Annotated in this window: 31 protein-coding genes and 1 riboswitch (1 of these 32 only partly in view); of the genes, 1 reads left to right on the top strand and 30 read right to left on the bottom strand. The window is 67.3% G+C overall.

The window, feature by feature from the left end; translation table 11 throughout:
* Nucleotides 1–2: 2 nt before the first annotated feature.
* The 29 genes from tatC to ACTJKF_RS23575 all read right to left on the bottom strand — a co-directional run bounded on the left by tatC (nucleotide 3) and on the right by ACTJKF_RS23575 (nucleotide 21531).
* A complete protein-coding gene (tatC, locus tag ACTJKF_RS23715) occupies nucleotides 3–788 on the bottom strand; it encodes a twin-arginine translocase subunit TatC (RefSeq protein WP_440626614.1) in 786 nt (261 codons plus the stop codon).
* 41 nt (nucleotides 789–829) lie between these two features.
* Nucleotides 830–1360: a Sec-independent protein translocase protein TatB gene (gene tatB, locus ACTJKF_RS23710; RefSeq protein WP_440626612.1), complete on the bottom strand. Its 531-nt coding sequence runs from the start codon at nucleotides 1358–1360 to the stop codon at nucleotides 830–832.
* A 26-nt stretch (nucleotides 1361–1386) separates the two neighbouring features.
* Nucleotides 1387–1617 (bottom strand): Sec-independent protein translocase subunit TatA, encoded by a 231-nt coding sequence (tatA, locus tag ACTJKF_RS23705; protein WP_034183658.1) that lies wholly within the window; start codon nucleotides 1615–1617, stop codon nucleotides 1387–1389.
* 93 nt (nucleotides 1618–1710) lie between these two features.
* On the bottom strand, nucleotides 1711–2076 hold the full coding sequence (locus ACTJKF_RS23700; protein ID WP_011546602.1) for a histidine triad nucleotide-binding protein: 366 nt from the start codon (nucleotides 2074–2076) through the stop codon (nucleotides 1711–1713).
* Between the two features lie 25 nt (nucleotides 2077–2101).
* The gene (locus ACTJKF_RS23695) at nucleotides 2102–2494 is read right to left on the bottom strand and encodes a DUF4870 family protein (protein ID WP_440626609.1); all 393 of its coding nucleotides are present in this window, start codon (nucleotides 2492–2494) and stop codon (nucleotides 2102–2104) included.
* 71 nt (nucleotides 2495–2565) lie between these two features.
* Nucleotides 2566–2931: a phosphoribosyl-ATP diphosphatase gene (locus ACTJKF_RS23690; RefSeq protein ID WP_006485344.1), complete on the bottom strand. Its 366-nt coding sequence runs from the start codon at nucleotides 2929–2931 to the stop codon at nucleotides 2566–2568.
* A complete protein-coding gene (hisI, locus tag ACTJKF_RS23685; RefSeq protein WP_440626607.1) occupies nucleotides 2928–3344 on the bottom strand; it encodes a phosphoribosyl-AMP cyclohydrolase in 417 nt (138 codons plus the stop codon). Before hisI ends, ACTJKF_RS23690 begins: the two co-directional genes overlap by 4 nt.
* Complete coding sequence (gene hisF, locus ACTJKF_RS23680) at nucleotides 3344–4117, bottom strand: imidazole glycerol phosphate synthase subunit HisF (RefSeq protein ID WP_440626605.1); 774 nt, start codon at nucleotides 4115–4117, stop codon at nucleotides 3344–3346. Before hisF ends, hisI begins: the two co-directional genes overlap by 1 nt.
* 106 nt (nucleotides 4118–4223) lie before the next feature.
* On the bottom strand, nucleotides 4224–4979 hold the full coding sequence (gene hisA, locus ACTJKF_RS23675; protein ID WP_440626604.1) for a 1-(5-phosphoribosyl)-5-[(5-phosphoribosylamino)methylideneamino]imidazole-4-carboxamide isomerase: 756 nt from the start codon (nucleotides 4977–4979) through the stop codon (nucleotides 4224–4226).
* A 163-nt stretch (nucleotides 4980–5142) separates the two neighbouring features.
* Nucleotides 5143–5784 (bottom strand): imidazole glycerol phosphate synthase subunit HisH, encoded by a 642-nt coding sequence (gene hisH, locus ACTJKF_RS23670; RefSeq protein WP_440626602.1) that lies wholly within the window; start codon nucleotides 5782–5784, stop codon nucleotides 5143–5145.
* Nucleotides 5781–6401, bottom strand: coding sequence for a YchE family NAAT transporter (locus ACTJKF_RS23665; RefSeq protein WP_440626597.1), 621 nt, complete (start codon nucleotides 6399–6401; stop codon nucleotides 5781–5783). The genes hisH and ACTJKF_RS23665 overlap by 4 nt, the downstream gene beginning before the upstream one ends.
* A 60-nt stretch (nucleotides 6402–6461) precedes the next feature.
* Nucleotides 6462–7049: an imidazoleglycerol-phosphate dehydratase HisB gene (gene hisB / locus ACTJKF_RS23660; protein WP_006751804.1), complete on the bottom strand. Its 588-nt coding sequence runs from the start codon at nucleotides 7047–7049 to the stop codon at nucleotides 6462–6464.
* A 65-nt stretch (nucleotides 7050–7114) separates the two neighbouring features.
* The gene (hisC, locus tag ACTJKF_RS23655) at nucleotides 7115–8188 is read right to left on the bottom strand and encodes a histidinol-phosphate transaminase (protein ID WP_440626592.1); all 1074 of its coding nucleotides are present in this window, start codon (nucleotides 8186–8188) and stop codon (nucleotides 7115–7117) included.
* Nucleotides 8189–8305: 117 nt separating this feature from the next.
* Nucleotides 8306–9622: a histidinol dehydrogenase gene (hisD, locus tag ACTJKF_RS23650; RefSeq protein ID WP_440626591.1), complete on the bottom strand. Its 1317-nt coding sequence runs from the start codon at nucleotides 9620–9622 to the stop codon at nucleotides 8306–8308.
* Between the two features lie 24 nt (nucleotides 9623–9646).
* A complete protein-coding gene (gene hisG, locus ACTJKF_RS23645; RefSeq protein ID WP_006751807.1) occupies nucleotides 9647–10300 on the bottom strand; it encodes an ATP phosphoribosyltransferase in 654 nt (217 codons plus the stop codon).
* Complete coding sequence (gene murA, locus ACTJKF_RS23640; RefSeq protein WP_440626589.1) at nucleotides 10297–11646, bottom strand: UDP-N-acetylglucosamine 1-carboxyvinyltransferase; 1350 nt, start codon at nucleotides 11644–11646, stop codon at nucleotides 10297–10299. Before murA ends, hisG begins: the two co-directional genes overlap by 4 nt.
* A 14-nt stretch (nucleotides 11647–11660) precedes the next feature.
* Nucleotides 11661–11900: a BolA family protein gene (locus ACTJKF_RS23635; protein ID WP_006477131.1), complete on the bottom strand. Its 240-nt coding sequence runs from the start codon at nucleotides 11898–11900 to the stop codon at nucleotides 11661–11663.
* 50 nt (nucleotides 11901–11950) lie between these two features.
* Nucleotides 11951–12790 (bottom strand): ABC transporter permease, encoded by an 840-nt coding sequence (locus tag ACTJKF_RS23630; protein ID WP_440626587.1) that lies wholly within the window; start codon nucleotides 12788–12790, stop codon nucleotides 11951–11953.
* Nucleotides 12787–13713 carry an ABC transporter ATP-binding protein gene (locus tag ACTJKF_RS23625; protein WP_440626585.1) on the bottom strand — a complete coding sequence of 309 codons (927 nt, stop codon included), beginning with the start codon at nucleotides 13711–13713 and terminating at the stop codon, nucleotides 12787–12789. The genes ACTJKF_RS23630 and ACTJKF_RS23625 overlap by 4 nt, the downstream gene beginning before the upstream one ends.
* A 192-nt stretch (nucleotides 13714–13905) precedes the next feature.
* Entirely contained in the window at nucleotides 13906–14181 is a 276-nt protein-coding gene (locus ACTJKF_RS23620) for an STAS domain-containing protein (protein WP_440626583.1), read from the bottom strand.
* A complete protein-coding gene (locus ACTJKF_RS23615) occupies nucleotides 14178–14807 on the bottom strand; it encodes an MlaC/ttg2D family ABC transporter substrate-binding protein (RefSeq protein ID WP_440626581.1) in 630 nt (209 codons plus the stop codon). Before ACTJKF_RS23615 ends, ACTJKF_RS23620 begins: the two co-directional genes overlap by 4 nt.
* A 111-nt stretch (nucleotides 14808–14918) precedes the next feature.
* Nucleotides 14919–15881: an MlaA family lipoprotein gene (locus ACTJKF_RS23610; protein WP_440626634.1), complete on the bottom strand. Its 963-nt coding sequence runs from the start codon at nucleotides 15879–15881 to the stop codon at nucleotides 14919–14921.
* Nucleotides 15882–15913: 32 nt separating this feature from the next.
* Complete coding sequence (gene mlaD, locus ACTJKF_RS23605) at nucleotides 15914–16480, bottom strand: outer membrane lipid asymmetry maintenance protein MlaD (protein WP_440626579.1); 567 nt, start codon at nucleotides 16478–16480, stop codon at nucleotides 15914–15916.
* 24 nt (nucleotides 16481–16504) lie between these two features.
* Nucleotides 16505–17272, bottom strand: a complete 768-nt coding sequence (gene mlaE / locus ACTJKF_RS23600) for a lipid asymmetry maintenance ABC transporter permease subunit MlaE (protein WP_011655796.1) — start codon at nucleotides 17270–17272, stop codon at nucleotides 16505–16507.
* Nucleotides 17269–18090, bottom strand: a complete 822-nt coding sequence (locus ACTJKF_RS23595; RefSeq protein ID WP_440626577.1) for an ABC transporter ATP-binding protein — start codon at nucleotides 18088–18090, stop codon at nucleotides 17269–17271. Before ACTJKF_RS23595 ends, mlaE begins: the two co-directional genes overlap by 4 nt.
* An 84-nt stretch (nucleotides 18091–18174) precedes the next feature.
* On the bottom strand, nucleotides 18175–19299 hold the full coding sequence (thiE, locus tag ACTJKF_RS23590; protein WP_440626576.1) for a thiamine phosphate synthase: 1125 nt from the start codon (nucleotides 19297–19299) through the stop codon (nucleotides 18175–18177).
* Nucleotides 19296–20111, bottom strand: a complete 816-nt coding sequence (locus ACTJKF_RS23585; protein WP_039322226.1) for a thiazole synthase — start codon at nucleotides 20109–20111, stop codon at nucleotides 19296–19298. The genes thiE and ACTJKF_RS23585 overlap by 4 nt, the downstream gene beginning before the upstream one ends.
* Before the next feature lie 38 nt (nucleotides 20112–20149).
* On the bottom strand, nucleotides 20150–20347 hold the full coding sequence (gene thiS / locus ACTJKF_RS23580; protein WP_440626574.1) for a sulfur carrier protein ThiS: 198 nt from the start codon (nucleotides 20345–20347) through the stop codon (nucleotides 20150–20152).
* 32 nt (nucleotides 20348–20379) lie between these two features.
* Nucleotides 20380–21531: an FAD-dependent oxidoreductase gene (locus tag ACTJKF_RS23575; RefSeq protein ID WP_440626572.1), complete on the bottom strand. Its 1152-nt coding sequence runs from the start codon at nucleotides 21529–21531 to the stop codon at nucleotides 20380–20382.
* Between the two features lie 234 nt (nucleotides 21532–21765).
* Nucleotides 21766–21889: riboswitch (TPP riboswitch) on the bottom strand.
* A 268-nt stretch (nucleotides 21890–22157) separates the two neighbouring features.
* Here ACTJKF_RS23575 and ACTJKF_RS23570 point away from each other — a divergent pair.
* Nucleotides 22158–23927, top strand: a complete 1770-nt coding sequence (locus ACTJKF_RS23570) for an ABC transporter ATP-binding protein/permease (RefSeq protein WP_440626571.1) — start codon at nucleotides 22158–22160, stop codon at nucleotides 23925–23927.
* Between the two features lie 80 nt (nucleotides 23928–24007).
* On the opposite strand, the gene thpR is transcribed toward ACTJKF_RS23570, so the two are convergent.
* Nucleotides 24008–24112 carry the final stretch of an RNA 2',3'-cyclic phosphodiesterase gene (gene thpR, locus ACTJKF_RS23565; protein WP_440626569.1) on the bottom strand. It continues 441 nt past the right edge of the window, so 105 of the gene's 546 nt are visible here — the last part of the coding sequence; its start codon lies beyond the right edge, outside the window; the stop codon is at nucleotides 24008–24010.

The following is a 24112-nucleotide window of genomic DNA, read 5'->3' as shown; positions in this document are numbered from 1 at the left end:
CGTCAACTCGCGGCGCCGTTATTCTCCGCCTCGGGCTCTTCCGCCGGCTTCGGTACGAAGAATCGCGCGGCGAGCAGCCCGACCTCGAACAGCACGACGAGCGGCAGCGCGAGCATCAGCTGCGAGAACACGTCCGGCGGCGTGACGACCGCCGCGACGATGAACGCGCCGACGATCACGTACGGCCGCATCTCCTTCAGCTTCTTCAGAGACAACACGCCCATCCGAACGAGCAGCACGACGATGATCGGCACCTCGAACGTGACCCCGAATGCGATGAACATGCCGAGCACGAAGCTCAGGTAGTTGTCGATGTCGGTCGACATCTCCGCGCCGAGCGGCGCGTTGTAGTGCGCCATCACGCGGAAGATCGTCGGGAACACGAGGAAGTACGCGAATGCCATCCCGCACAGGAACAGGAAGTAGCTGCTGCCGACCAGCGGCGCGACGAGCTTCTTCTCGTGCTGGTACAGCCCCGGCGCGACGAACGCCCAGATCTGGTACAGCACGATCGGCAGCGCGATCACGAGCGCGACGAGCATCGTGACCTTCATCGGCACGAAGAACGAGCCGGTGACGTCGGTGACGATCATCTTGCCGCCCTTCGGCAGGTTCTCCATCAGCGGCCGCGCGAGCAGCCGGAAGATGTCGGGCGCCCAGTACACGAGGCCGAGGAACACGACGATCACGGCCAGCCCCGCGCGAATGATGCGATCGCGAAGTTCGACGAGATGGGAAATGAAGGTTTCTTCCGGGGCGTCGCCCGGATTCTGCTGGGGGTCGCTCACACCGGCCCTCGGTAGGATTGACGAGCGAGCATGCGCTCGACTCAGAAGAAACGCGTCGGCCGGCGCAGGCTGGCCGGCTGGTGGCGCGCGACACGCGCGGCACCCGACTGCACATGCGTGCGGCGGGTCGTCGCGCGCTTGTACCAGACAGGCGTCGCCGCCTGCTTCACACGCCAGTTGCGACGCTTCGGCGCGAGCGCGGCCGTGCTGCCGCGCCACGACGGCGCGGCGGGCGTGTCGGAGCCGTACGTGCCGGCATCGACCGCGCCTTCGTCAAGACCGCCGACCGCGGAATGCCACGTGTCGTTCAGGTCCTTCTCGTGCTCGCGCAGGTTGTCGTGAATCGTCGTCTCGACATTGCGCGCGGCCGTCTCGAAATCGGTCTTCATCGTCCGCAACGCGTCGAGTTCGATTTCGCGCGAGACCTCGGCCTTCACGTCGTTGATGTACCGCTGCGCGCGGCCGAACAGTGCGCCGGCCGTACGCGCGACGCGCGGCAGGCGCTCGGGGCCGAGCACCACGAGCGCGACGACGCCGATCAGCGCCATCTTCGAAAGACCGAGATCCAGCATCGCGAATGCCTGTCAGCGTGACGGCGTTACGCCTTGTTCGAGTCGGAACGCGTCGTTTCCTTCGCGTTGACGTCGACCGAGCCCGAGCGCGGCAGCTGCTGCGCGTCCGCCGGCGTCTCGCCTTCCTTCATGCCGTCCTTGAAGCCCTTCACTGCGCTGCCGAGGTCGTTGCCGATGTTGCGCAGCTTCTTGGTACCGAAAACCAGCGCGACGATCAGCAGCACGATCAGCCAGTGCCAAATGCTCAATCCACCCATGATGAAACCTCTCCTCAACCACGCCGCGTCGCGGCGCAAATCGCCGGCGGCACGCCGGCTTCGACTATCGATGCGGGGAAACGCCCCGCTGCGTCAACCCATCCGCTGCCACGGGCGCGGGCCGGCCAGGATATGCGCGTGCAGGTGGTAGACCTCCTGTCCGCCGCCGGGGCCCGTGTTGATCACGGTGCGAAAACCGGTCTCGCCGCCCGTGTACGCAACGCCCAACTGATCGGCCAGCCGCGCGACGAGCAGCATCAGCCGGCCGAGCATCGGCGCATCGGCCTCGCTCGCCGCCGACAACGTCGGCAGGTGCCGGCGCGGAATCACGAGCACGTGTGTGTCGGCCGCCGGGCGGATGTCGCGGAACGCGACGAATTCGTCGTCCTCGTGCACCTTCGTGCTCGGGATCTCGCCCGCCGCGATCTTGCAGAACAGGCAATTCGGATCGTGACTCATGTTGCTCCTGCGAAACGCCCGCCGGTCAGAACCAGGCCTGCGGATCAAGCGTCTTGTTGTCGTTCAGGTACAGCCAACCCTTGATGATACGGTACAGCGTCCAGATCCATGTGACAAACATGATCGCGAATCCCACCACCACGAACATCAGCGCGAAGCCGATCACGTACGCGATCAGCGCGCGCCAGAACGTGCGGATCTGCCACTCGAAATGGTCGGCGTACGGCGTGCCGGCCACGTCGCCGCGCTTCACGTAGTTGATGATGATCGCGATGATGCCGGTGACGCCGCCCGTCAGCCAATGAATCGCGTAGAGGCCGTACAGCACGTGCGTCAGCGTGCGCAAGCCGTTCAGTCGCTCGGCGTCCGCTGCGTCCGGCACCGACGGCGTCGGGAACTGGCTCGGCGTATCGGTCATGATGCTACCCCCGTTAGATGACAATTCTTACAGCTTACCGCACTGTTGCCGGCGCGGCAGGCCGTCGGTCGTCACCCGCCGTTTTCCTCGCGCTCGCGGCGCTTGCGCAGCGCCTTTTCCTCGATGCCCGACAGCCCTTCGCGACGCTCGAGCTCGGCGATCACGTCGGCCGGGCTCAGGTCGAAATGCGACAGCATCACGAGGCAGTGGAACCACAGATCGGCCACTTCACCGACGAGTGCGGTCGGCGCGCCGCCCTGGCGCACGTCCTTCGCGGCCAGCACGACCTCGGTCGCCTCTTCGCCGATCTTCTTCAGCACCGCGTCGTCGCCCTTGTGGAACAGGCGCGATACGTACGATTGGTCGGGGTCGCCGCCCTTGCGGCTATCGATCACGGCTGCGAGGCGCAGCAGCGTGTCTTCGGTCGATTGCGTCATTTGTAGATATGTTCGGGGTCTTTCAGCACCGGCTCGACCGCGACCCAGTCGCCGCTGTCCACGTTGCCTTCGAATTTCTGGAAGAAGCACGAATGCCGGCCGGTGTGGCACGCGATGCCCGACACCTGCTCGACCTTCAGCAGCACGACGTCCTCGTCGCAGTCGAGCCGCACCTCGTGCACGTGCTGCACGTGGCCCGACTCCTCGCCCTTGAACCACAGGCGCTTGCGCGAGCGCGAATAATAGACTGCGCACTGCGTCTCGATCGTCTTCGCCAGCGCCTCGCGGTTCATCCACGCGAACATCAGCACGTCGTTCGTCGACGCTTCCTGCGCGATCACCGGCACGAGGCCGTTGTCGTCCCAGCGAACCTTGTCGAGCCACGCGGGCAGGGATTTCGTTTCCGTATTCATCACAACCTCACCGCGATGCCCTGGTCGGACATGAAGCGCTTCGCCTCGCCGACCGTGTGCTCGCCGTAGTGGAAGATGCTCGCGGCCAGTACGGCGTCGGCGCGGCCGTCCTTGATGCCGTCCGCGAGATCCTGCAGGCAGCCGACACCGCCCGACGCGATCACCGGCACCGGCACCGCGTCCGACACGCCGCGCGTGAGCGCGAGGTCGAAGCCCGACTTCGTGCCGTCGCGGTCCATGCTCGTGAGCAGGATCTCGCCCGCGCCGAGCTCGGCCATCTTGCGCGCCCATTCGATTGCGTCGAGGCCCGTGTTCTTGCGGCCGCCGTGCGTGAAGACTTCCCAGCGCGGCGCTTCGCCGTCGGCCGACACGCGCTTCGCGTCGATCGCGACGACGATGCACTGCGAGCCGTACTTGTCGGCCGCGTCGCGCACGAGCTGCGGGTTCGCGACCGCCGACGAGTTCATGCTGACCTTGTCCGCGCCCGCGTTCAACAGGCGCCGTACGTCCTCGACGGCGCGCACGCCGCCGCCGACGGTCAGCGGAATGAAGACCTGCGATGCGACGGCCTCGATGATCGGCAGGATCAGGTCGCGCTGGTCGGAGGTCGCGGTGATGTCGAGGAACGTCAGTTCGTCGGCGCCCTGGTCGTCGTAGCGACGCGCGATTTCGACGGGGTCGCCGGCATCGCGCAGTTCGACGAAGTTGACGCCCTTGACGACACGCCCGGCAGTCACGTCCAGGCAGGGGATGATGCGTTTAGCTAGAGCCATGATGTTGCGCCATGGGCCGCGGTGGGACGGCCGGTTTCGGACGCCTCGTGCGAGGCGCCCGGTCGGGGCCGCCTGCTGGCAGCCCCGGCGAACGGAACGACCGCGCTTACGCGTCGTCGAGTTCGCCGTTCAGTTCATCCGCGCGTTTTTGCGCGACCGCGAAATCGAGATCGCCGGAGTAGATCGCACGGCCGCAGATCACGCCTTCGACACCATGCTCCTCCACTTCGCAGAGGTTCTCGATGTCGGTGAGGTTCGACAGGCCGCCGCTTGCGATCACCGGAATACCGACCGCCTGCGCGAGCTTCACGGTCGCCTCGATGTTGATGCCCTGCAGCATCCCGTCGCGGCCGATGTCGGTGTAGACGATCGATTCGACGCCGTAGTCTTCGAACTTGCGCGCGAGATCGATCACCTCGTGGCCGGTCAGCTTGCTCCAGCCGTCGGTCGCGACCTTGCCGTCCTTCGCGTCGAGGCCGACGATGATGCTGCCCGCGAACGCGGTGCACGCATCCTGCAGGAAGCCCGGGTCCTTCACGGCCGCGGTGCCGATGATCACGTAGGAGAGGCCGGCGTCGAGATACTTCTCGATCGTCTCGAGGCTGCGAATGCCGCCGCCGAGCTGCACGGGGATTTCATCGCCGACTTCGTCGAGGATCGCTTCGATCGCCTCGAGATTCTTGGGCTTGCCGGCGAACGCGCCGTTCAGGTCGACCAGATGCAGCCGCCGGGCGCCGAGATCGACCCACTTGCGGGCCATCGCCGCCGGGTCCTCGGAGAAAATCGTGGCCTGGTCCATATCGCCCTGTTTGAGGCGCACACACTGACCGTCTTTGAGATCGATGGCCGGAATCAGCAACATAGCAATCGGGTGTCGTCGTGGAAAATGAAAAGAATCCGGCGCGTACCGGCCAAACCGGTGCCGCGCCGTCTCGCTAGTTTAGTACAACTCGTTCGGCGCTTAAGCGCGCGAGCCCCGCACGACAGGCGTTTCCGACCTGTCGACTGTGGCTCGCACACCACGTTTACGGCTTCCAGTGTACGAAGTTGCGGTACAGACGCAACCCGACCTCCGCGCTTTTCTCGGGGTGGAATTGGGTCGCGAAGAGGTTGTCCCGCGCGACCGCGGACGTAAACGGCGCGCCGTATGCCGTTTCGCCGACCGTGTGAGCCGGGTTCTCCGGGCTCACGTAATAGCTGTGCACGAAATAGAAATAGGCGTCGTCGGGCACGCCGTCCCACAGCGGGTGCGGCTGCGACTGACGCACGCGGTTCCAGCCCATCTGCGGCACCTTGAAGCGCGAGCCGTCGTCCTGCAGCTGGCCATCGAGCTCGAAACGCACGACCTTGCCGGGCAACAGGCCCAGGCCCTTCGTGTCGCCTTCCGCGCTCCAGTCGAACAGCATCTGCTCGCCGACGCACACGCCGAGCAGCGGCTTCGTGCGCGACGCCTCGATCACCGCTTCCTGCAGCCCCGATTCGCCGAGGCAGCGCATGCAGTCCGGCATCGCGCCCTGGCCGGGCAGCACGACGCGGTCGGCCGCGCGAATCGCGGCCGGCGTGTCGACGATCGCCACGTCGGCGGCCGGTTCGGCCTTCCTGAGCGCCTGCGCGACCGAGCGCAGGTTGCCCATCCCATAATCCACAATCGCAATCGAAGTTTTCATCTCAGTGCAGGCAGTAGCGCCCTCAGTCCATTGACGATGAATTCCACCGCCAGCGCCGACAGCATCAAACCCATCAGCCGCGTGGCGATGTTGATGCCGGTGCGGCCGATCCAGTTCGCGATCGGCTCGGCAAGCCGCATCGCGAGGAAACACAACAGAGCCAGGACCGCGCCGATCGCGACGAGCCCGACTCGCTCATACCAGTGATGCGAGTTCGCCGCGTAGATGATCACCGTGCTGATCGAGCCGGGGCCCGTCAGCAGCGGAATCGCCAGCGGCACGACCGCGATGTTGTCCTTCATCTCGGCTTCGTGGCGCTCCTCCGGCGTCGATCGCGTGTTGCCGATCTGCGCGTTCAGCATGTTGATCGCCATCAGCAGCATGATGATCCCGCCGCCCACTTCGAGCGAGCCGACCGAAATGCCGAAGAAGTTGATGATCTGCTGCCCGAGCAGCGTCGTCACCGTCATCACGCAGAACACCGACACCGACGCGATCCGGATCGTGCGGCGCCGCTCGTCGTCCGTCTGCTGCGCCGTCAGGCTCAGGAAGAACGGCACCGCGCCGACCGGGTTGATCAGCGCCAGCAGCGAAATGAACGATTTGAGCAGATCCATCGCAAGGCGGCGCGCCGCGCCGCAGCCGTGAGGTTGTCCTTGGCGTCGTCCGTTCGGAAGTTAGAGGCTGCCCTTCGTCGACGGAATCTGTCCCGCCGCGCGTTCGTCGAGCTCCACCGCCGCACGCAGCGCCCGGCCGAAGGCCTTGAACACCGTTTCGAGCTGGTGGTGCGCGTTGATCCCGCGCAGGTTGTCGATGTGCAGCGTGACGCCCGCGTGGTTCACGAACCCGCGGAAAAATTCGATCGACAGGTCGACGTCGAACGTGCCGATCCGCGCGCGCGTGAACGGCACGTGGAATTCAAGACCCGGCCGGCCCGAGAAGTCGATCACGACGCGCGACAGCGCCTCGTCGAGCGGCACGTACGAATGACCGTAGCGGCGGATGCCCTTCTTGTCGCCGATCGCCTTCGCGACGGCCTGGCCAAGCGTGATGCCGACGTCCTCGACCGTATGGTGGTCGTCGATATGCGTATCGCCATGCGCTTCGACCTCGAGATCGATCAGACCATGTCGCGCGATCTGGTCGAGCATATGGTCGAGAAACGGCACGCCGGTGGCCAGCTTCTGCCGGCCCGTACCGTCGAGATCGAGCTTCACACGGATCTGCGTTTCGCTGGTATTGCGAACGACTTCCGCCACACGCATGGCAATTCCTTGATTGAGTCTGATGTAAATGGGGATTGATCGTCGCGCGCCGCCGCGCCCTGGGCTCAACCGGGCAGCGCGAGTTTCAAGGCGGCCAGCAGGCGTGCGTTTTCGTCGGGAGAACCGACGGTCAGCCGCACGCATTCGACCAGCAACGGATGCATTTTACTCACGTTTTTGACCAGCACCCGCTCGGTCAGCAGCGCATCGAACACGGCCGCCGCGTCGGGCACGCGCACCAGCAGGAAATTGCCGGCGCTCGGGAACACCGTCGCGCCCGGCAGCCCGGCCACGGCCTGCGCGAGACGCGTGCGTTCCGCACGCAGTTCGGCCGCCTGCGCGTCGAGCACGTCGAGGTGGTCGAGCAGGAAATCAGCGGTCGCCTGGGTCAGCACGTTGATGTTGTACGGCGGGCGCACCTTGTCGAATTCCGTCAGCCACGCGGGCCGCCCGGCGAGATAGCCGAGGCGAATGCCGGCCAGGCCGAGCTTCGATACCGTGCGCATCACGACGACGTTGTCGAACTCGGCCGCGCGCGGCAGCCACGAGCGCTCCGCGAACGGCTGGTACGCCTCGTCGATCACGATCAGGCCGTGCTGCGCGGCCGCGATGATCCGCTCGACGTCGGCTTCGTCGTACAGCGTGCCGGTCGGGTTGTTCGGGTACGCGAGATAGACGAGCGCGGGCCGGTGCTCGGCGATCGCCGCGATCATCGCGTCGGCGTCGAGCGTCAGGTCGGCCTTGAGCGGCACACCGACGAATTCCAGGTGCGCGAGCTTCGCGGACAGTTCGTACATCACGAAGCCCGGCACCGGCGCGAGCACCTTCGCGCCCGGTTTCGCGCAGGCCATCGCCATCATGCTGATGATTTCGTCCGAGCCGTTGCCGAGCAGGACGTCGCATGCGGCCGGCACGCCCATCGCGCGGCGCAGCTTGTCGAGCAGCGCACTCGGGCGCGGTGCCGGGTAGCGGTTCAGCGCGACCTGCGCGAGCCGCTCGCCGAGCGCCGCCGCGAGCGGCGCGGGCAGCGAATACGGGTTCTCCATCGCGTCGAGCTTCACGAACCCGCTCGCGTCGGGCACCGGGTAGCTCGTCATCGCGAGCACGTCGCGGCGGATGATGTCTTGTGGCGTCGTCATGGTCTCAGGCCGGCATGCGTCGCGCCGGCGTCAATGGTCGGCAAGGCGGCGGCTGCCGCCCTGCGCGGGGTCTCCTCGTCGACCGGAGCGATACGTCGGTATCGGCTCCGGCGCGCGTCACCCCTTCATCCGGAGTTCGGCGCTGCGCGCGTGCGCCTGCAGCCCTTCGCCGTAGGCCAGCTCGGACGCGATCTCGCCCAGCGTCTGCGCGCCTTCGGCGCTGACCTCGATCAGGCTCGAACGCTTGATGAAGTCGTACACGCCGAGCGGCGACGAGAAACGCGCGGTGCGCGACGTCGGCAGCACGTGGTTCGGGCCCGCGCAGTAGTCGCCGAGGCTTTCGCTCGTGTAGCGGCCGAGGAAGATCGCGCCGGCGTGGCGGATCTGCTGGCCCCATTGCTGGGGCTCGAGCGCGGAAATCTCGAGGTGTTCGGGCGCGATGTCGTTCGCGATCCGGCACGCTTCGGCCATGTCGCGCACCTTGATCAGCGCGCCGCGGCCTTCGAGCGACGCGCGAATCACGTCCTGGCGCGGCATCGTCGGCAGCAGCTCGTCGATCGCCTTCTCGACGCGATCGAGGAACGCGGCGTCCGGGCACAGCAGGATCGACTGCGCGAGCTCGTCGTGTTCGGCCTGCGAGAACAGGTCCATCGCGACCCAGCTCGGATCGGTCGTGCCGTCGCACAGCACGAGGATTTCCGACGGGCCGGCGATCATGTCGATGCCGACCGTGCCGAACACGCGGCGCTTCGCCGATGCGACGTACGCGTTGCCGGGCCCGCAGATCTTGTCGACGGCCGGCACCGTCTCGGTGCCGTACGCGAGCGCGCCAACCGCCTGCGCGCCGCCGATCGTGAACACGCGATCGACGCCGCCGAGCAGCGCCGCGGCAAGCACGAGGTCGTTCTTCACGCCGTCCGGGGTCGGCACGACCATCACGATTTCGCCAACGCCCGCGACCCGCGCGGGAATCGCGTTCATCAGCACCGACGACGGATAAGCGGCCTTGCCGCCCGGCACGTACAGGCCAACGCGGTCGAGCGGCGTGACCTTCTGGCCGAGCACCGTGCCGTCGCTTTCCGTGTACTGCCAGCTATGCGTGCCGCACTCGATCTTCTGCTTCTCGTGGTACGCACGCACGCGTGCGGCGGCGGCTTCCAGCGCCGCGCGCGCCTTCGGCGCGAGGCCGTCGAGCGCCGTCTGCAGCGCGTCCTGCGGCAGTTCGAGCGCGGCGACGCTGTGCGCGTCCAGCCGGTCGAAGCGGTTCGTGTACTCGAGCACCGCGGCGTCGCCGCGCGACTTCACGTCGGCGAGAATCTTCGCGACCGACTGCTCGATCGCGTCGTCCTCGCTCGCCTCGAACGCGAGCACCGCACGCAGCGCGGCGTCGAAGCCTTCGCTCGTCGAATCGAGTTTGCGGATGGTGATGGCCATGGGAATTCCGTTACGGTGATGCGCTCAATTGCCATTCTGCGACGCGCGTTCGAACGCGTCGAGAATCGGCTTGAGCGCCGCGCGCTTCAACTTCAGCGCAGCCTGGTTCACGACGAGGCGCGACGAGATCGCCATGATCTCCTCGACCTCGACCAGATTGTTCGCCTTCAGCGTGCCGCCCGAGCTGACGAGGTCGACGATCGCATCGGCCAGCCCGACCAGCGGCGCCAGCTCCATCGAGCCGTACAGCTTGATCAGGTCGACGTGCACGCCCTTCGCGGCGAAGTGTTCGCGTGCCGTTTCGACGTACTTGGTCGCGACCCGCAGGCGCGCGCCCTGGCGCACCGCGTTCGCGTAGTCGAAACCGGCCGGCACGGCCACCGACATCCGGCAGCGTGCAATGTTCAGATCGATCGGCTGATAGAGGCCCGAGCCGCCGTGCTCGACCAGCACGTCCTTGCCGGCCACGCCGAAATCGGCCGCGCCGTATTCGACATAGGTCGGCACGTCGCTCGCGCGCACGATGATCACGCGCAGGTTCGGATCGGTGGTCGGCAGGATCAGCTTGCGCGACGTTTCCGGATCCTCGGCCACCTGCACGCCGGCAGCGGCCAGCAGCGGCAGGGTTTCCTCGAAAATCCGGCCCTTCGACAGGGCGAGGGTCAGCGGCGCGGTCATGCTTGGCTCCCGGAGAGGCGGCGCACGTTCGCGCCGACGGCGGTCAGTTTGGTTTCCATGCGATCGTAACCGCGGTCCAGATGATAGATGCGGTCGACGAGCGTTTCGCCTTCGGCGCGCAGCCCGGCGATCACGAGGCTCGCCGATGCGCGCAGGTCGGTCGCCATCACGTTCGCGCCGGACAGCTTGTCGACGCCGGTCACGAGCGCCGTGTTGCCGTCGATCGTGATCTTCGCGCCGAGCCGGTTCAGCTCCTGCACGTGCATGAAGCGGTTCTCGAAAATGGTCTCGACGACCTGCGCGGTGCCCGTCGCGACCGAATTGAGGGCCATGAACTGCGCCTGCATGTCGGTCGGGAACGCCGGGTATTCCGACGTGCGGATCGTCACCGCCTGCGGGCGGCGGTCCATCTTCACGCGCAGCCAGCTGTCGCCTTCCTCGATCGACACGCCCGCCTCACGCAGCTTGTCGATCACCGCGTCGAGGATGTGCGGGCGCACGCCCGTCAGCATCACGTCGCCGCCCGCCGCCGCGACCGCGCACAGGAACGTGCCGGCCTCGATGCGGTCGGGAATCACCGAATGGCGCGCGCCGTGCAGCCGCTCGACGCCCTGGATCACGAGGCGGTCGGTGCCGATGCCGTCGATTTTGGCGCCCATCGCGACCAGCAAGTGGGCGAGATCGCTCACTTCCGGCTCGCGTGCCGCGTTCTCGATCACCGTCTCGCCGTCGGCCAGCGTCGCGGCCATCAGCAGGTTTTCCGTCCCCGTCACCGTGATCATGTCGGTCACGATGCGCGCGCCCTTCAGGCGCTTTGCGCGGGCCTCGATGAAGCCGTGCTCGATGCTGATCTCGGCGCCCATCGCCTGCAGGCCCTTGATGTGCTGGTCGACCGGACGCGCGCCGATCGCGCAACCGCCCGGCAGCGACACCTTCGCCTCGCCGAAGCGCGCGAGCAGCGGCCCGAGCACGAGGATCGATGCGCGCATCGTCTTGACGAGCTCGTACGGCGCGACGAGGTTGTCGACGCGCGATGCATCGAGCTGCACGCGGCAGCCGTCGGTTTCGCTCTTCACGCCCATCTGGTTCAGTACCTTCAGCGTGGTGCGCACATCCTTCAGGTTCGGCACGTTGTCGAGCTCGACCGGCTCGGCGCTGAGCAGCCCCGCGCACAGAATCGGCAGCGCGGCATTCTTCGCGCCCGACACGACGATCTCGCCCGACAGCCGGCGACCGCCTTCGATCACCAGCTTGTCCATCCCCTGTCCCTGCGATTCCCCGTTGGCGGCCGGGTGTGCCGTGGCGACGCTCTGGACGGCGTCGCGCTCGTTGACGGTGACTTGCACTCAGTGGTTCCGGTTTATGCGTTCTGCCATTCGGCGGGCGTCAGCGTCTTCATGCTGAGCGCGTGGATTTCCTGCTTCATGCGATCGCCGAGCGCCGCATAGACGAGCTGGTGCCGCTGGATCGGCCGCTTGCCTTCGAAGGCCGCCGACACGATCGTCGCGAAGAAATGCTGGCCGTCGCCTTCGACTTCCAGATGAGTGCAGGCGAGACCGCCGGCGATGTATTGCTTGACCTGTTCGGGAGTCGGCAACATGAAGGGCTCCTGTCGGCGCGCGCCGCCCGTGGCGGCCGCTGCCGTCGATATCAATGACGCAGTTTGTAGCCGGTCGCGAGCAGCCGCATCGCGAATATCGCGAGCAGCACGAAGAAACCGGTGACGATGGCGAGGCTCGCGAGCGGGTTGATGTCGGACGCGCCGAAGAACCCGTAACGGAAACCATCGATCATGTAGAAAAACGGGTTGAGACGCGAGATCTCGCGCCACACGGGCGGCAGCGAATGCGTCGAATAGAACACGCCGGACAGGAACGTCAGCGGCATGATCAGGAAGTTCTGGAACGCGGCGAGCTGGTCGAACTTCTCGGCCCAGATCCCGGCAATCAGCCCGAGCGTGCCGAGGATCGCCGAGCCGAGCAGCGCGAACGCGATGATGAACAACGGCGCCGCGAAATGCATCGGGATAAACCAGATCGTCACGACGAACACGCCGGTGCCGACCGCGAGCCCGCGCACGACGGATGCGAGCACGTACGCGCCGAAGATGTCCTGGTAGGACAGCGGCGGCAGCAGCACGAACACGAGGTTGCCGGTGATCTTCGACTGGATCAGCGACGACGAGCTGTTCGCGAACGCGTTCTGCAGCACGCTCATCATCACGAGGCCCGGGACCAGGAAGCTCACGTACTCGACGCCCGGATACACCTCGACGCGGCCCGACAGCGCATGGCCGAAGATCGTCAGATACAGCAACGCCGTCACGATCGGCGCGCACACCGTCTGGAACGACACCTTCCAGAACCGCAGGAGTTCCTTGTAGAACAGCGTTTGAAAACCGCTTCCCGACACTCGCCGGGCCGCCCCAAGAGTGGCGGGCGCCCCCTCGGGGGGCAGCGAACGCAGTTCGCGTTGGGGTCGTTGGTTCATGCCAGTCCCTCGACGACTTCTGCCCCGTTCATCACCTGGACGAACACATCCTCGAGGTCCGCCTTGCGGACCTCGATCTCGTCGAACGTGCAGCCCGCCGCGCGACACTGCGCGAGGATCCGCTCGACATCGTCGTAGCTCGTCAGGCGCAGCAGATGCTCGTCCGGCGCGCGTGCGGCCGGATCGGTCTCCAGCCCGCGCAGCTCGGCGGGCAGTGCGCCCGTCGCCAGCCGCAGGTACAGCTGCAGCCCCGCGAAGCGGCGCAGCAGCGCGTCGGTGCGGTCGAGCGCGACGACTTCACCGCGACGCAGCATCGCGATGCGGTCGCACAGCGACTCCGCTTCCTCGAGGTAATGGGTGGTCAGGACGATCGTGTGGCCCTCGCGGTTCAGCCGCGAGATGAATTGCCACAGCGTCTGGCGCAGTTCGACGTCGACGCCGGCGGTCGGCTCGTCGAGCACGATCACGGGCGGCCGGTGCACGAGTGCCTGCGCGACCAGCACGCGGCGCTTCATCCCGCCCGACAGCGCGCGCATGTTCGCGTCGGCCTTCTCGGTGAGGTCGAGATTGGCCATCACTTCATCGATCCAGTCGTCATTGCGGCGCAGCCCGAAATAGCCGGACTGGATCCGCAGCGTCTCGCGGACGGTGAAGAACGGGTCGAAGACGAGCTCCTGCGGCACGATGCCGAGCGCGCGGCGCGCCCCGCGGAAGTCCTTGACGACGTCGTGGCCGCGCACCGAAATACTGCCTTCATCGGCCCGGGCGAGCCCGGCGAGGATACTGATGAGCGTGGTCTTGCCTGCGCCGTTCGGGCCGAGCAGACCGAAAAACTCGCCTTCCTCGACCGACAGGCTGACGCCCTTGAGCGCCTGAAGCGATTTGTAGCGCTTCTTGACGTGACGGATTTCTATGGCTGACATGACTGTGCGCGACGCCAGGGCCGCGACGCCTATTCTGTGCTTGCTGCGAATGAAAATGGGGGCCGGACGCCGATTGGCTGCCCCGCAAAACGCTTGATTATAGGGCAAACCGGCTGGTGAAGCCGACGCCGGGGGCGCGCGGCCTGAAGCGTGCGCGCGCCGGCTGGCGCGGCAGGCTTCGGTCGGACAGGGTCAATGTCGCCCGGTGCCTTCGATGAGCGCGTCGACGCCGTAGGCACGCGCGAGGCTGGCGAGCTTCGGAGGGAGATTGAGGATGTCGAGGGTCGCGCCGCGCGCTTTGGCGGCACGTTGCCATGCGAGCAGCACGGCGAGCGCGGACGAGTCGAACTGCGTCAGCGTCGCGCAATCGACGGCGGTCGCGCCGGCGCCGATGCGCGCGAGACCGTCCGCGAGCGCGGACTTCGCGCTCGCGACGGTCAGCGAGGAGCCGGCGGCGAAGCCGCTCACGACGCCTGCTTGCCGGCGGCAAGTTCCTGGTTGCGTTGCGTCAGGAACTTGATCAGGCCGTCCACGCCGCTTTGCTGGATCTTCTCGTTGAACTGCTGCTGGTACGTCTGGATCAGCCATGCGCCGAGCACGTTCAGGTCATACACCTTCCAGCCGTTGGCCGTCTTGTACAGGCGGTAGTCGATCTGGACCGGCTGGCCGTTGTTCATCGCGACCGTCTTCACGACGACGTCGGTGTCGGCCGGATCGGCGCGGAACGGCGGGTACTGGATCTGCTGGTCCGGCTTCAACTGGGCGAGCGCGCCCGAATACGTGCGGATCAGCAGCAGCTTGAACTGCTCCTGAACCTGCTGTTGCTGCTCGGCCGACGCCGCGCGCCAGTTGCGGCCCATTGCCAGCTGCGTGGTGCGGCGGAAATCGGTGTACGGCAAGATGTCCTTGTTGACGATCGTGATGATGCGATTGGTATCGCCTTGCTTGATCGTCTGCTGCTTGACTTCGTCGAGCACCTGCTGCGTTGCCGTCTTGATCAGCGACTGCGGGTTCGACTGGTCGACTTGCGCGTGAGCCGCGCTGCCGAACGAGAACAGCGCCGCGAAAACCGGGATCAGGAACAGTTTTTTCATCGTAGTGACCTGCATGAATGAGTCGATGCGAAGGTTGGAGACGGTAGCTTACGCGCAAGTTCGCGTGCGCTACCGACTGAATCGTTTCCGGCTGTAACGAATGTAAGTCCGTCAGTGCAGCCGAATGCTCGGGAAGTGGAACCCGCCCGGCGACGGCGGCGCCACCTGCATCGGCGGCACGGTCGTCGCGCTGGCCGGGTTCGGCATTTCGGCACCCGAGGCCGGTGCAGCCACCGCCGCACCCGATGCGCCGGCCGGCGCCGTCGCGCCGCCGACTGCCGCGGCACCCGCCGTACCGGCCGCGCCGGCTGCCGCCGGAGCCGCGCCGTCGTCCGGCAGATCGTACTTCGGCAGCGCGTCGTTGCTCGACGTCGTGGCGGCCTCGCCGCGCGCGTTGTCGATCAGCATCTGACGACGCTGCAGGTACGCGTTGCGCACGAACGAATACTTGTCGAGCGCCGCGGCATCCAGCACGTCGCCCGCGCCGAGCAGGTTCGCGCGCGTGTTGACGAGGTTCACGCCGAACAGGCCCCAGCTCAGGCCGTCCGGCTTCACGTAGGTGAGCGGGTTGCCGACGTAGTCGACGCCGAGGCCGGCCGTGTCGCGCAGCGTGCTCGGGCCGAGCAGCGGCAGCACGAGATACGGGCCCGACGGCATGCCGTAGCGGCCCATCGTGATCCCGAAGTCGGCCGTGTGCTTCGGCAGTTTCGCGATCGTCGCGACGTCGAACAGGCCGCCGACGCCGAACACCGTGTTGATCACGACGCGCATGAGGTCGCCGACGCCGTCCGCGATCCGCATCTGCACGATGTTGTTCGCCGCGATGTAGACGTCGCCGATGTTCGAGAAGAAGTTCGTCACGCTGTCTCGCACCGGCTGCGGCACCACGTACTGGTAGCCCTTCGCGACCGGCTTCAGCGCGTAGGTATCGACCGTGTCGTTGAATGTGTACATCGTCCGGTTGAAACCTTCGAGCGGATCGCCCTTGGTCGGCGTCTGCACGGTCGCGCAACCGCTCAGCGCGGCGACTGCCGCCACGGCGAGCGCGGCGTGCCTGATGCGGATCGTCTGCATGGTCATTACCCTCTTGTCCTTCTCTCGTGTGGTTATTGGGCGCCCGAACCGGACACCGCGGACGCCGGCACCGCCACGGGTGCGGGCGCGGCCGGTGCGGGCGCGGCCGACGCCCCGGCGGCCGGCTTCGCGCCGCCCGCATCGGCGGCCTTGCTGTACAGGAACTGGCCGATCAGGTTCTCGAGCACGATCGCCGACTGCGTCATCGTGATCGTATCGCCGGATTTCAACATTTCGGTGTCGCCGCCCGGATCGAGGCCGATGTACTGCTCGCCGAGCAGGCCGGACGTCAGGATCTTCGCCGACGAATCCTTCGGGAACGGGTATTGGCCGTCGACGTCGATCGTCACGACCGCCTGGTAGGTATTCGGATCGAAGCCGATCGTCTTCACGCGGCCGACCACGACGCCCGCGCTCTTCACGGCCGCGCGCGGCTTCAGCCCGCCGATGTTGTCGAATTTCATCCTCACCGAGTAGGTTGGCTGAAACGACAGCGAGCTCATGTTGCCTACCTTGAGCGCCAGGAACAGCACCGCAAGGAAGCCCACCACCACGAACAGGCCGACCCAGAAGTCGAGAGCAGTCTTTTTCATCGTCATTCCAAAATTTGGCTTGGCTGAGGCTTAGCTGAACATCAGCGCGGTCAGCAGGAAATCGAGGCCGAGTACGGCGAGCGACGCGAACACGACCGTCTTGGTCGTCGCGCGCGACACGCCTTCGGGCGTGGGCTTCGCTTCATACCCTTGAAACAGCGCAATGAAGGTCACGGCGAACCCGAACACGATGCTCTTGATCACGCCGTTGCCGACGTCGGCCCACACCTGGACCCCGCCCTGCATCTGCGACCAGAACGCGCCCGGATCGACGCCGATCAGCACGACCCCGACGAAATAGCCGCCGAGCACGCCGACGGCGTTGAAGATCGCCGCGAGCAGCGGCATCGCGATGATGCCGGCCCACAAGCGCGGCGCGATCACCGTCTTGATCGGGTCGACGGCCATCATCTCGAGCGCGGTGAGCTGCTCGCCGGCCTTCATCAGGCCGATCTCGGCCGTGAGCGACGTGCCCGCGCGGCCTGCGAACAGCAGCGCGGTGACGACCGGCCCGAGCTCGCGCACGAGCGACAGCGCAACCAGCAGGCCGAGCGCCTGCTCGGACCCGTAGCGGTTCAGCGTGTAATAGCCCTGCAGGCCGAGCACGAAACCGACGAACAGCCCCGACACGGCAATGATCACGAACGAATAGTTGCCGAGGAAGTGGATCTGCTTCGTGACCAGCCTCGGCCGGCGCAGCAGCGGGAAGAATTCCAGCACGAGGCGCACGAACAGCCGCGTGCCGTAGCCCGCGCGCTCGAGGCCGCCGATGACGTAACGTCCGATCGCGCTGATCATGCGCGTCCTCCGCCGAGCCCGAAATCCGCTGCCAGCGGCGCGCTCGTGTAATGAAATTTGTACGGGCCGTCCGGCGCGCCGTCGATGAACTGGCGCACGCTCGGATCGGTCGATGCGCGCAGCTCGTCGGGCGTACCCTGCGCGAGCACGCTGCCATTGGCCAGAAAATAGACGTAATCGGCGATCGCGAACGATTCCGGCACGTCGTGCGTGACGAGGATCGACGTCGCGCCGAGCGCCTGGTTCAACGTGCGGATCAGGTTCGCGGTGATGCCGAGCGAGATCGGGTCGAGGCCCGCGAACGGCTCGTCGTACATGATGAGCTGCGGGTCGAGCGCGATCGCGCGCGCCAGCGCGATGCGGCGCGCCATCCCGCCCGACACCTCGGACGGCATCAGGTCGCGCGCGCCGCGCAGGCCGACCGCGTTGAGCTTCATCAGCACGAGGTCGCGGATCAGGTCGTCGGGCAGGTCGGTGTGTTCGCGCAGCGAGAACGCGACGTTCTCGAACACCGACATGTCGGTGAACAAGGCGCCGAACTGGAACAACATGCCCATCTTGCGGCGCAGCGCGTACAGGCCGTCGCGCGTCTGCGCGCCGACATCGGCGCCGTCGAACAGCACCTGGCCGCGGTTCGCGCGCACGAGGCCGCCGATCAGGCGCAGCACGGTCGTCTTGCCGCCGCCCGACCCGCCCATGACGGCGACGACCTTGCCGCGCCCGAAGCGCATGTTCAGGTTCGACAGGACGAGGCGGTCGCCGTAGCCAAAGTCGACGTCGCGAAGTTCCAGCAGGGTTTCGGTAGGAGCGGGGCTCACGGAGCTGACAGTCCTTTTACGCAGAACGCCGAATTATAGGGCCTGCCTTGGAATGATGTCGTGACGCCGTTCCGGACCCCGCGGTCAATGATTGTCAAATTGTCGGGCAAAACATTGCTGCAACGCAACAATCGCCGCCCGGCAATCGCTTGCGCGCGTGATCGCACTGACCACCGCAACGCTGCCGACGCCCGTCGCCAGTACGTCCGGCAATGCCTCGAGCCCGACGCCACCGATCGCGACGAGCGGCGCACGCGCGCCGGCGAAGCGCGCATAGCGGGCAATTCGGGCGAGGCCCTGCGGCGGTGCGGCGACCGCCTTGGTCGCGGTCGCATAAACAGGACCGAGCGCCAGATAGCTCGGGCGCTCGTGCAACGCGCGCAACATCTCGTAATAACCGTGGCTCGACAGCCCGAGGTGCAGCCCGGCGCGCGCGATCGCCGCGAGATCGGCCGTCTCGAGGTCTTCCTGACCCAGATGTACGCCGTACGCCCCCTCTTCTACCGCGATCTGCCAGTGATCGTTGATGAAAACGCGCGCATCGGGATAGCGGCGCCCTGCCGCGACCGCCCGCGCGATTTCCCGGCGCAACGCGTCGGGATTCGCGTCTTTCACACGCAGCTGCACGGTTCGCGCGCCGCAATCGAGCACGCGTTCGACCCATTCGGCATCCGGGACGACCGGATAGAGGCCGAGTTGCGCCGGGCACGGCGGGAATGCGAGCTCAGGCGCCGCGGCCAGGCCGGCCACGCGCGGAAACCGGGCGGCGTCGACCGGCCACGCATCGGAAGCGCGCGTCTCGTCGCCGTCGCGCCACGCCAAGGCAAGCACCAGCGCATCGATCGGCGCGAAGCCGCAATCGAGGAACGCGGCAAGCGCCGCGATCCAGTCGTCCGCCAGCGGATGCGCAGCGTCCAGCGCATGGCGCACGCCCGCGGCATGCAGCACCGCGCCGCGCGCATCGAATTCGATCACGACCGCGTCCGGCGATGCGGGGCGCGATGCTGCCGACGCGCGCGCCTGCGCGGCGCGGTCGCCGGCCGATACGATCAGCACGTCGCCGTCGGCCGGCACGTCCGGCGCCGCCACGCACAGCCGCCGCGGCGTCGTGCCGGCCGGCCAGTCGCCCAGACGGGCGCGAATCCGTTCGGCCGCTTCGGCCAGCTCGTCGGCCGGCGGCCAGAAGGCATCGGCGAAGCGCGCGCTCATGCGCCGCCCCCGTCCTGATGCCAGAACGGCATCCCGACGACCGGTGTACTCGCGTGTGCGGTCTCGCGCGCGTCCATCGGCCCGGCGAGGTAGGCCGCACGGCCAGCCTCGACGCCCTGCGCGAACGCGCGCGCCATGATTTCCGGGTGCGTGGCCTGCGACACGGCCGTATTCAGCAGCACGCCGTCGAAGCCCCACTCCATCACCTGGCACGCATGCGACGGCACGCCCAGCCCGGCGTCGACGATCAGCGGCACGTCCGGCAACCGTTCGCGCAGCACGCGCAGCCCGTACGGGTTCACGACGCCCTTGCCGGTGCCGATCGGCGCGCCCCACGGCATCAGCGCCTCGCAACCGACGTCGAGCAGGCGCCGGCCGATCACGAGATCCTCGGTGCAGTACGGCAGCACCTTGAAGCCGTCCTTGACCAGTTGCGCGGCCGCCTCGATCAGCCCGACCGGATCGGGTTGCAGCGTGTAGTCGTCGCCGATCAGCTCGAGCTTGATCCAGTCGGTGTCGAACACCTCGCGCGCCATGTGCGCGGTCGTCACCGCCTCGGCGACGGTCTGGCAGCCGGCCGTGTTCGGCAGCAGCGGCACCGCGTGGCGCTTGAGCAGGTCGAAGAAGCCGGCCTCGGCCGTGCCGCCGGTCATCTGGCGGCGCAGCGCGACCGTCACCATCCCGGGACGCGACGCGGCGATCGAATCGGACAGCGACTGCAGCGACGGATAGCGCGACGTGCCGAGCAGCACGCGGCTTGCGAAAGTTTCGCCGTACAGCGTGAGCGCGTCGGCGGAAGTGAGGGACGTCATGTCGTTTTCCTGGAAGAGCGGGGACGAACCGGCGGCGCTCAGCCGCCCGCGACGGGGTGCACCACGTCGAGCCTGTCGCCCGTCGCAAGCGCGCGTGCCGCGTGCTGCGTGCGCGCGACGAAATTGCCGTTCAGCGCGACCGCGTACGGCGGACGCGCGCCGTACGCGGCAAGCGCGTCGGCCACCGTCGCGCCGTCGGGCAGCGTCAGGGTCTGTTGGTTGATCTGGATATCCATGAGGCTTGATCGAATTCGGTCGGCGGCGCGCGTCAGGCCGGCTGGCGCGCGTCGTCGCGGTGATGAAGGAGCGCCGGCCAGCGCGCGGCATCGCGCCACGCGGCGAACGCGTCGGCGTCGGCGACCGCGCCGCCGAGCGCGGCTTGCGCGAACGCGGCCGCCGCATGCGCGACTTCCGGCGCGATCATGAAGCCGTGCCGGTACAGGCCGTTGACGGCGAGCGTCGCCGCACCGTCCCAGATCACCGCCGGGCGGTGATCCGGCAGCGTCGGGCGGCACTGCGCGTTGAGTTCGAGGATGCGCGCCTCGCCGAACGCCGGATGCACGGAGAACGCCGCGCTCAGGAGTTCGAGCGCCGAGCGCACGCTGACGGGCGACATGTCCTCGCCCTCTACCTCGGTCGCACCGATCACGTACAGGTCGTCCTGCTTCGGCGCGATGTACAGCGGATAGCGCGGATGCAGCAACCGCACGGGCCGCGTGAGACCGATGCCGGGCGCCCGCACCCGCGCGACTTCGCCGCGGATGCCGCGCAGTGCCGGCAGCACGGGTTTCGCGCCGAGCCCGCGGCAGTCGATCGTGAAATGTGCGTCGGGCCGGTTCGCGTCGTCGATGGTCGCGTGCCAGTGAAGCTCGACGCCGCGTTGCGCGAGGCCCGCCGCGAGCGCGCGCAGCGCCTGCCGGTTGTCGAGCTGCCCTTCGCGCGGCAGCATCAGCCCGCGCGCGAAGCGGCCCGCGAGCGCGGGCTCGGCCGCGTCGACCTGCGCGCCGGCCAGCGCGACGAAGCCGCCGTCGAACAGCTCGGCCGGTGCGTTCGCGCGCACGCGCCGCTCGAACAGCGGCGCCTCGGCGCGATCGGCGTGATGCCAGACGACGAGCGTGCCGTGATGCTGGAAGAACACCGGTTCGGGCAGTTCCGCGAGCCATTGCGGCCAACGCGCGAGCGACGCGGCGCCAAGCTCGGTGATCAGCAGTTCGGCGCTCGCCGCCTCGGCGAGCGGCGCGAGCATCGCGGCCGCGATCCAGGCGGCCGATTGCTCGCCGTCCGGGCCGCCGCGCTCGTACAGCGCGACGCGATGCCCGTCGCCCGCGAGCCGCCACGCGATCAGCCGGCCGACGAGGCCGCCGCCGAGTACCGCGAAATCCGGCCGGGCAGCCTGGACGTTCGAAGCGTGGACGTTCATCGCGCGACCTCCCGGCGAACCGTGCGGACACGCGCGACGAACGTCGACGCGCGCGCGCCGTCCCGTGCCAACGCACACGACAGCGGATCGGGAACAGCGCAAAAGACTGAAGATTGAGCGGTCATCATTCCTTCCGTAACGCGCGACGCGCGTACCCAAAAGGACGAAACCGGCAGCAAAGGCCGGCCGGGCGGGACTCGGGCGCTGACCATGTGGGATGGCAGCCAGCGCGGCCCGGCGGGATCAGAAACTTCCCTCGCCGGTATTACCCGGATCGGGTGCGAAGGGTCTTTCTCAGCCTCGCCGCGTTGCCCGGAACTACCCGTCGGCCGCGCTCGAAGCACCCCTGTTTCGTCGTCGGCCATTAGACCATAAAAGCGGAAAGCGCCGCAAACTGTCCCCGTTGCGGCAAATTCGCGTCGTGCCGCGCCGCTCTGGCACAATGCCCGCAGGCCGGCCGCGCGAGCGGCCGGTTGCCGCGTCACCGCCGGCCTTAAGTGCCGTTTAAGACGTCCGGGCCACCATCCGGACGCCCGCCGTCCGTCGGCACCTCGTCCCGGCATGCCGTACCGCGGCGCGCGCCCGGCTTCGCCCGGCCCGCGCGCCGGCTACTCATCAGGAAGCACATGACCCAATCGATCGATCCCGTCCGCTCCGCCTCCGCCGCGCCGCAGGACGAGCGCCCGGTATCCGCATGGAGCCTCATCAAGCCCTACTGGGTGTCGTCCGAATGGAAAATCGCGTGGGGGCTGCTAGTCACGATCATCGCGATCAACCTCTGCGTGGTCTGGATCAACGTCAAGCTGAACAAGTGGAACGCGCAGTTCTACAACGCGCTGCAGTCAAAGAACGTCCACGACTTCCCGAACCTGCTGATGCAGTTCTCCGCGCTTGCGTTCGGCTTCATCATCCTCGCCGTCTACGGCCGCTACCTGCGCCAGATGCTCGGGTTCCGCTGGCGCCAGTGGCTCACCGACCGCTTTCTCGGCCAGTGGCTCGGTGATCGCGCGTTCTACCGGATCGAACGCGACCGCCTCGCCGACAACCCCGACCAGCGGATCACCGACGATCTCCAGTCGTTCGCGACGACCACGCTCGCGCTGTCGCTCGACCTGCTGTCGACGGTCGTCACACTCGTGTCGTTCATCACGATCCTGTGGTCGCTCGCCGGCGCGCTGACGCTTTCGCTCGGCGCGACGCCGATCACGATCCCCGGCTACATGGTGTGGGCGGCCGCGCTGTACGCGGTGGTCGGCTCGCTGATCATCCAGAAGGTCGGCCACCCGCTCGTGTCGATCAACTACCAGCAGCAGCGCGTCGAGGCCGACTTCCGCTTCGGGCTGATCCGCGTGCGCGAGAACGCCGAGCAGATCGCGTTCTACGACGGCGAGAAAACCGAGACCGGCAACGCGCAGAGCCTGTTCATGCGTATCCGCGACAACTGGTGGCGCGTGATGAAGTACACGAAGCGCCTCACGTTCGTGCTGAGCTTCTACGGGCAGATCGCGATCATCTTCCCGCTCGTCGTCGCGGCGCCGCGCTATTTCGCCGGGGCGTTCTCGTTCGGCGTGCTGATGCAGATCTCGTCCGCGTTCGGCACCGTCAGCGATTCGTTCTCGTGGTTCATCAACAGTTACTCGACCCTCGTCGAATGGCGCGCCACCGTCAACCGTCTGCGTGAATTCAAGCGCGTGATGGGCACGTCGCACCTGAAGGAAAGCCTGTCGCCCGCGACCGAGCACGGCGGCATCAACCTGCACTACGTCGATGCGGCGAAGCTGTCGACGTCATCGCTGAAGCTCGCGCTGCCGAACGGCAACGCGCTCGCGAACATCGGCAACCTGACGATCGAACCCGGCTCGCGCTGGCTCGTGATCGGCAAGTCGGGTTCGGGCAAGAGCACGTTCATGCGCGCGCTCGCGGGCCTGTGGCCGTTCGGCGACGGCTCGATCGACGCCCCGGTCGGCGCACGGATGATGTTCGTGCCGCAAACCAGTTATTTGCCGATCGGCACGCTGAAGGCCGCGCTCACCTACCCGGCCGCGCCCGACACGTTCACCGACGACGCGTGCCGCGACGCGCTGCGCGCGTGCCGCCTCGAAGACTACGTCGAGCGCCTCGGCGAGACCGGCCACTGGACGCGCGTGCTGTCGCCGGGCGAACAGCAGCGTCTCGCCGGCGCGCGCGTGCTGCTGCACAAGCCGGACTTCCTGTTCCTCGACGAAGCGACGAGCGCGCTCGACGCGGACAATGAAGCGCGGCTCTATCACCTGTTCGCCGAGCAGCTGCCGCAGGCCGCGATCGTCAGCATCGCGCACCGAGAGTCGCTGGCCGCGTTCCATGTCGGCACGATCAACGTCGAGCGCGTGACCGACAACGACAAGGTCGCAGCGTAACCGCAAAAAAACGGAAGGCCGGCGCACACCGCGCCGGCCTTCCGTTCTTCGCCCCACCGCCTTCCCGCTATACCTTCCCGCTATACCCGCCCGACCGGTACCGACACGATCGGCACATGCGACACGCCCTCGTGCGACAGCCGGCTTTCGAACAGCGTCAGCGCAACGAAGCGCACCGCGACCGG

The sequence above is a fragment of the Burkholderia sp. 22313 genome (genome assembly GCF_052045245.1).
Taxonomy (GTDB): domain Bacteria; phylum Pseudomonadota; class Gammaproteobacteria; order Burkholderiales; family Burkholderiaceae; genus Burkholderia.
The sequence above is the reverse complement of the archived record's forward strand: the minus strand, read 5'-3'. Positions and strand labels throughout refer to the sequence as shown.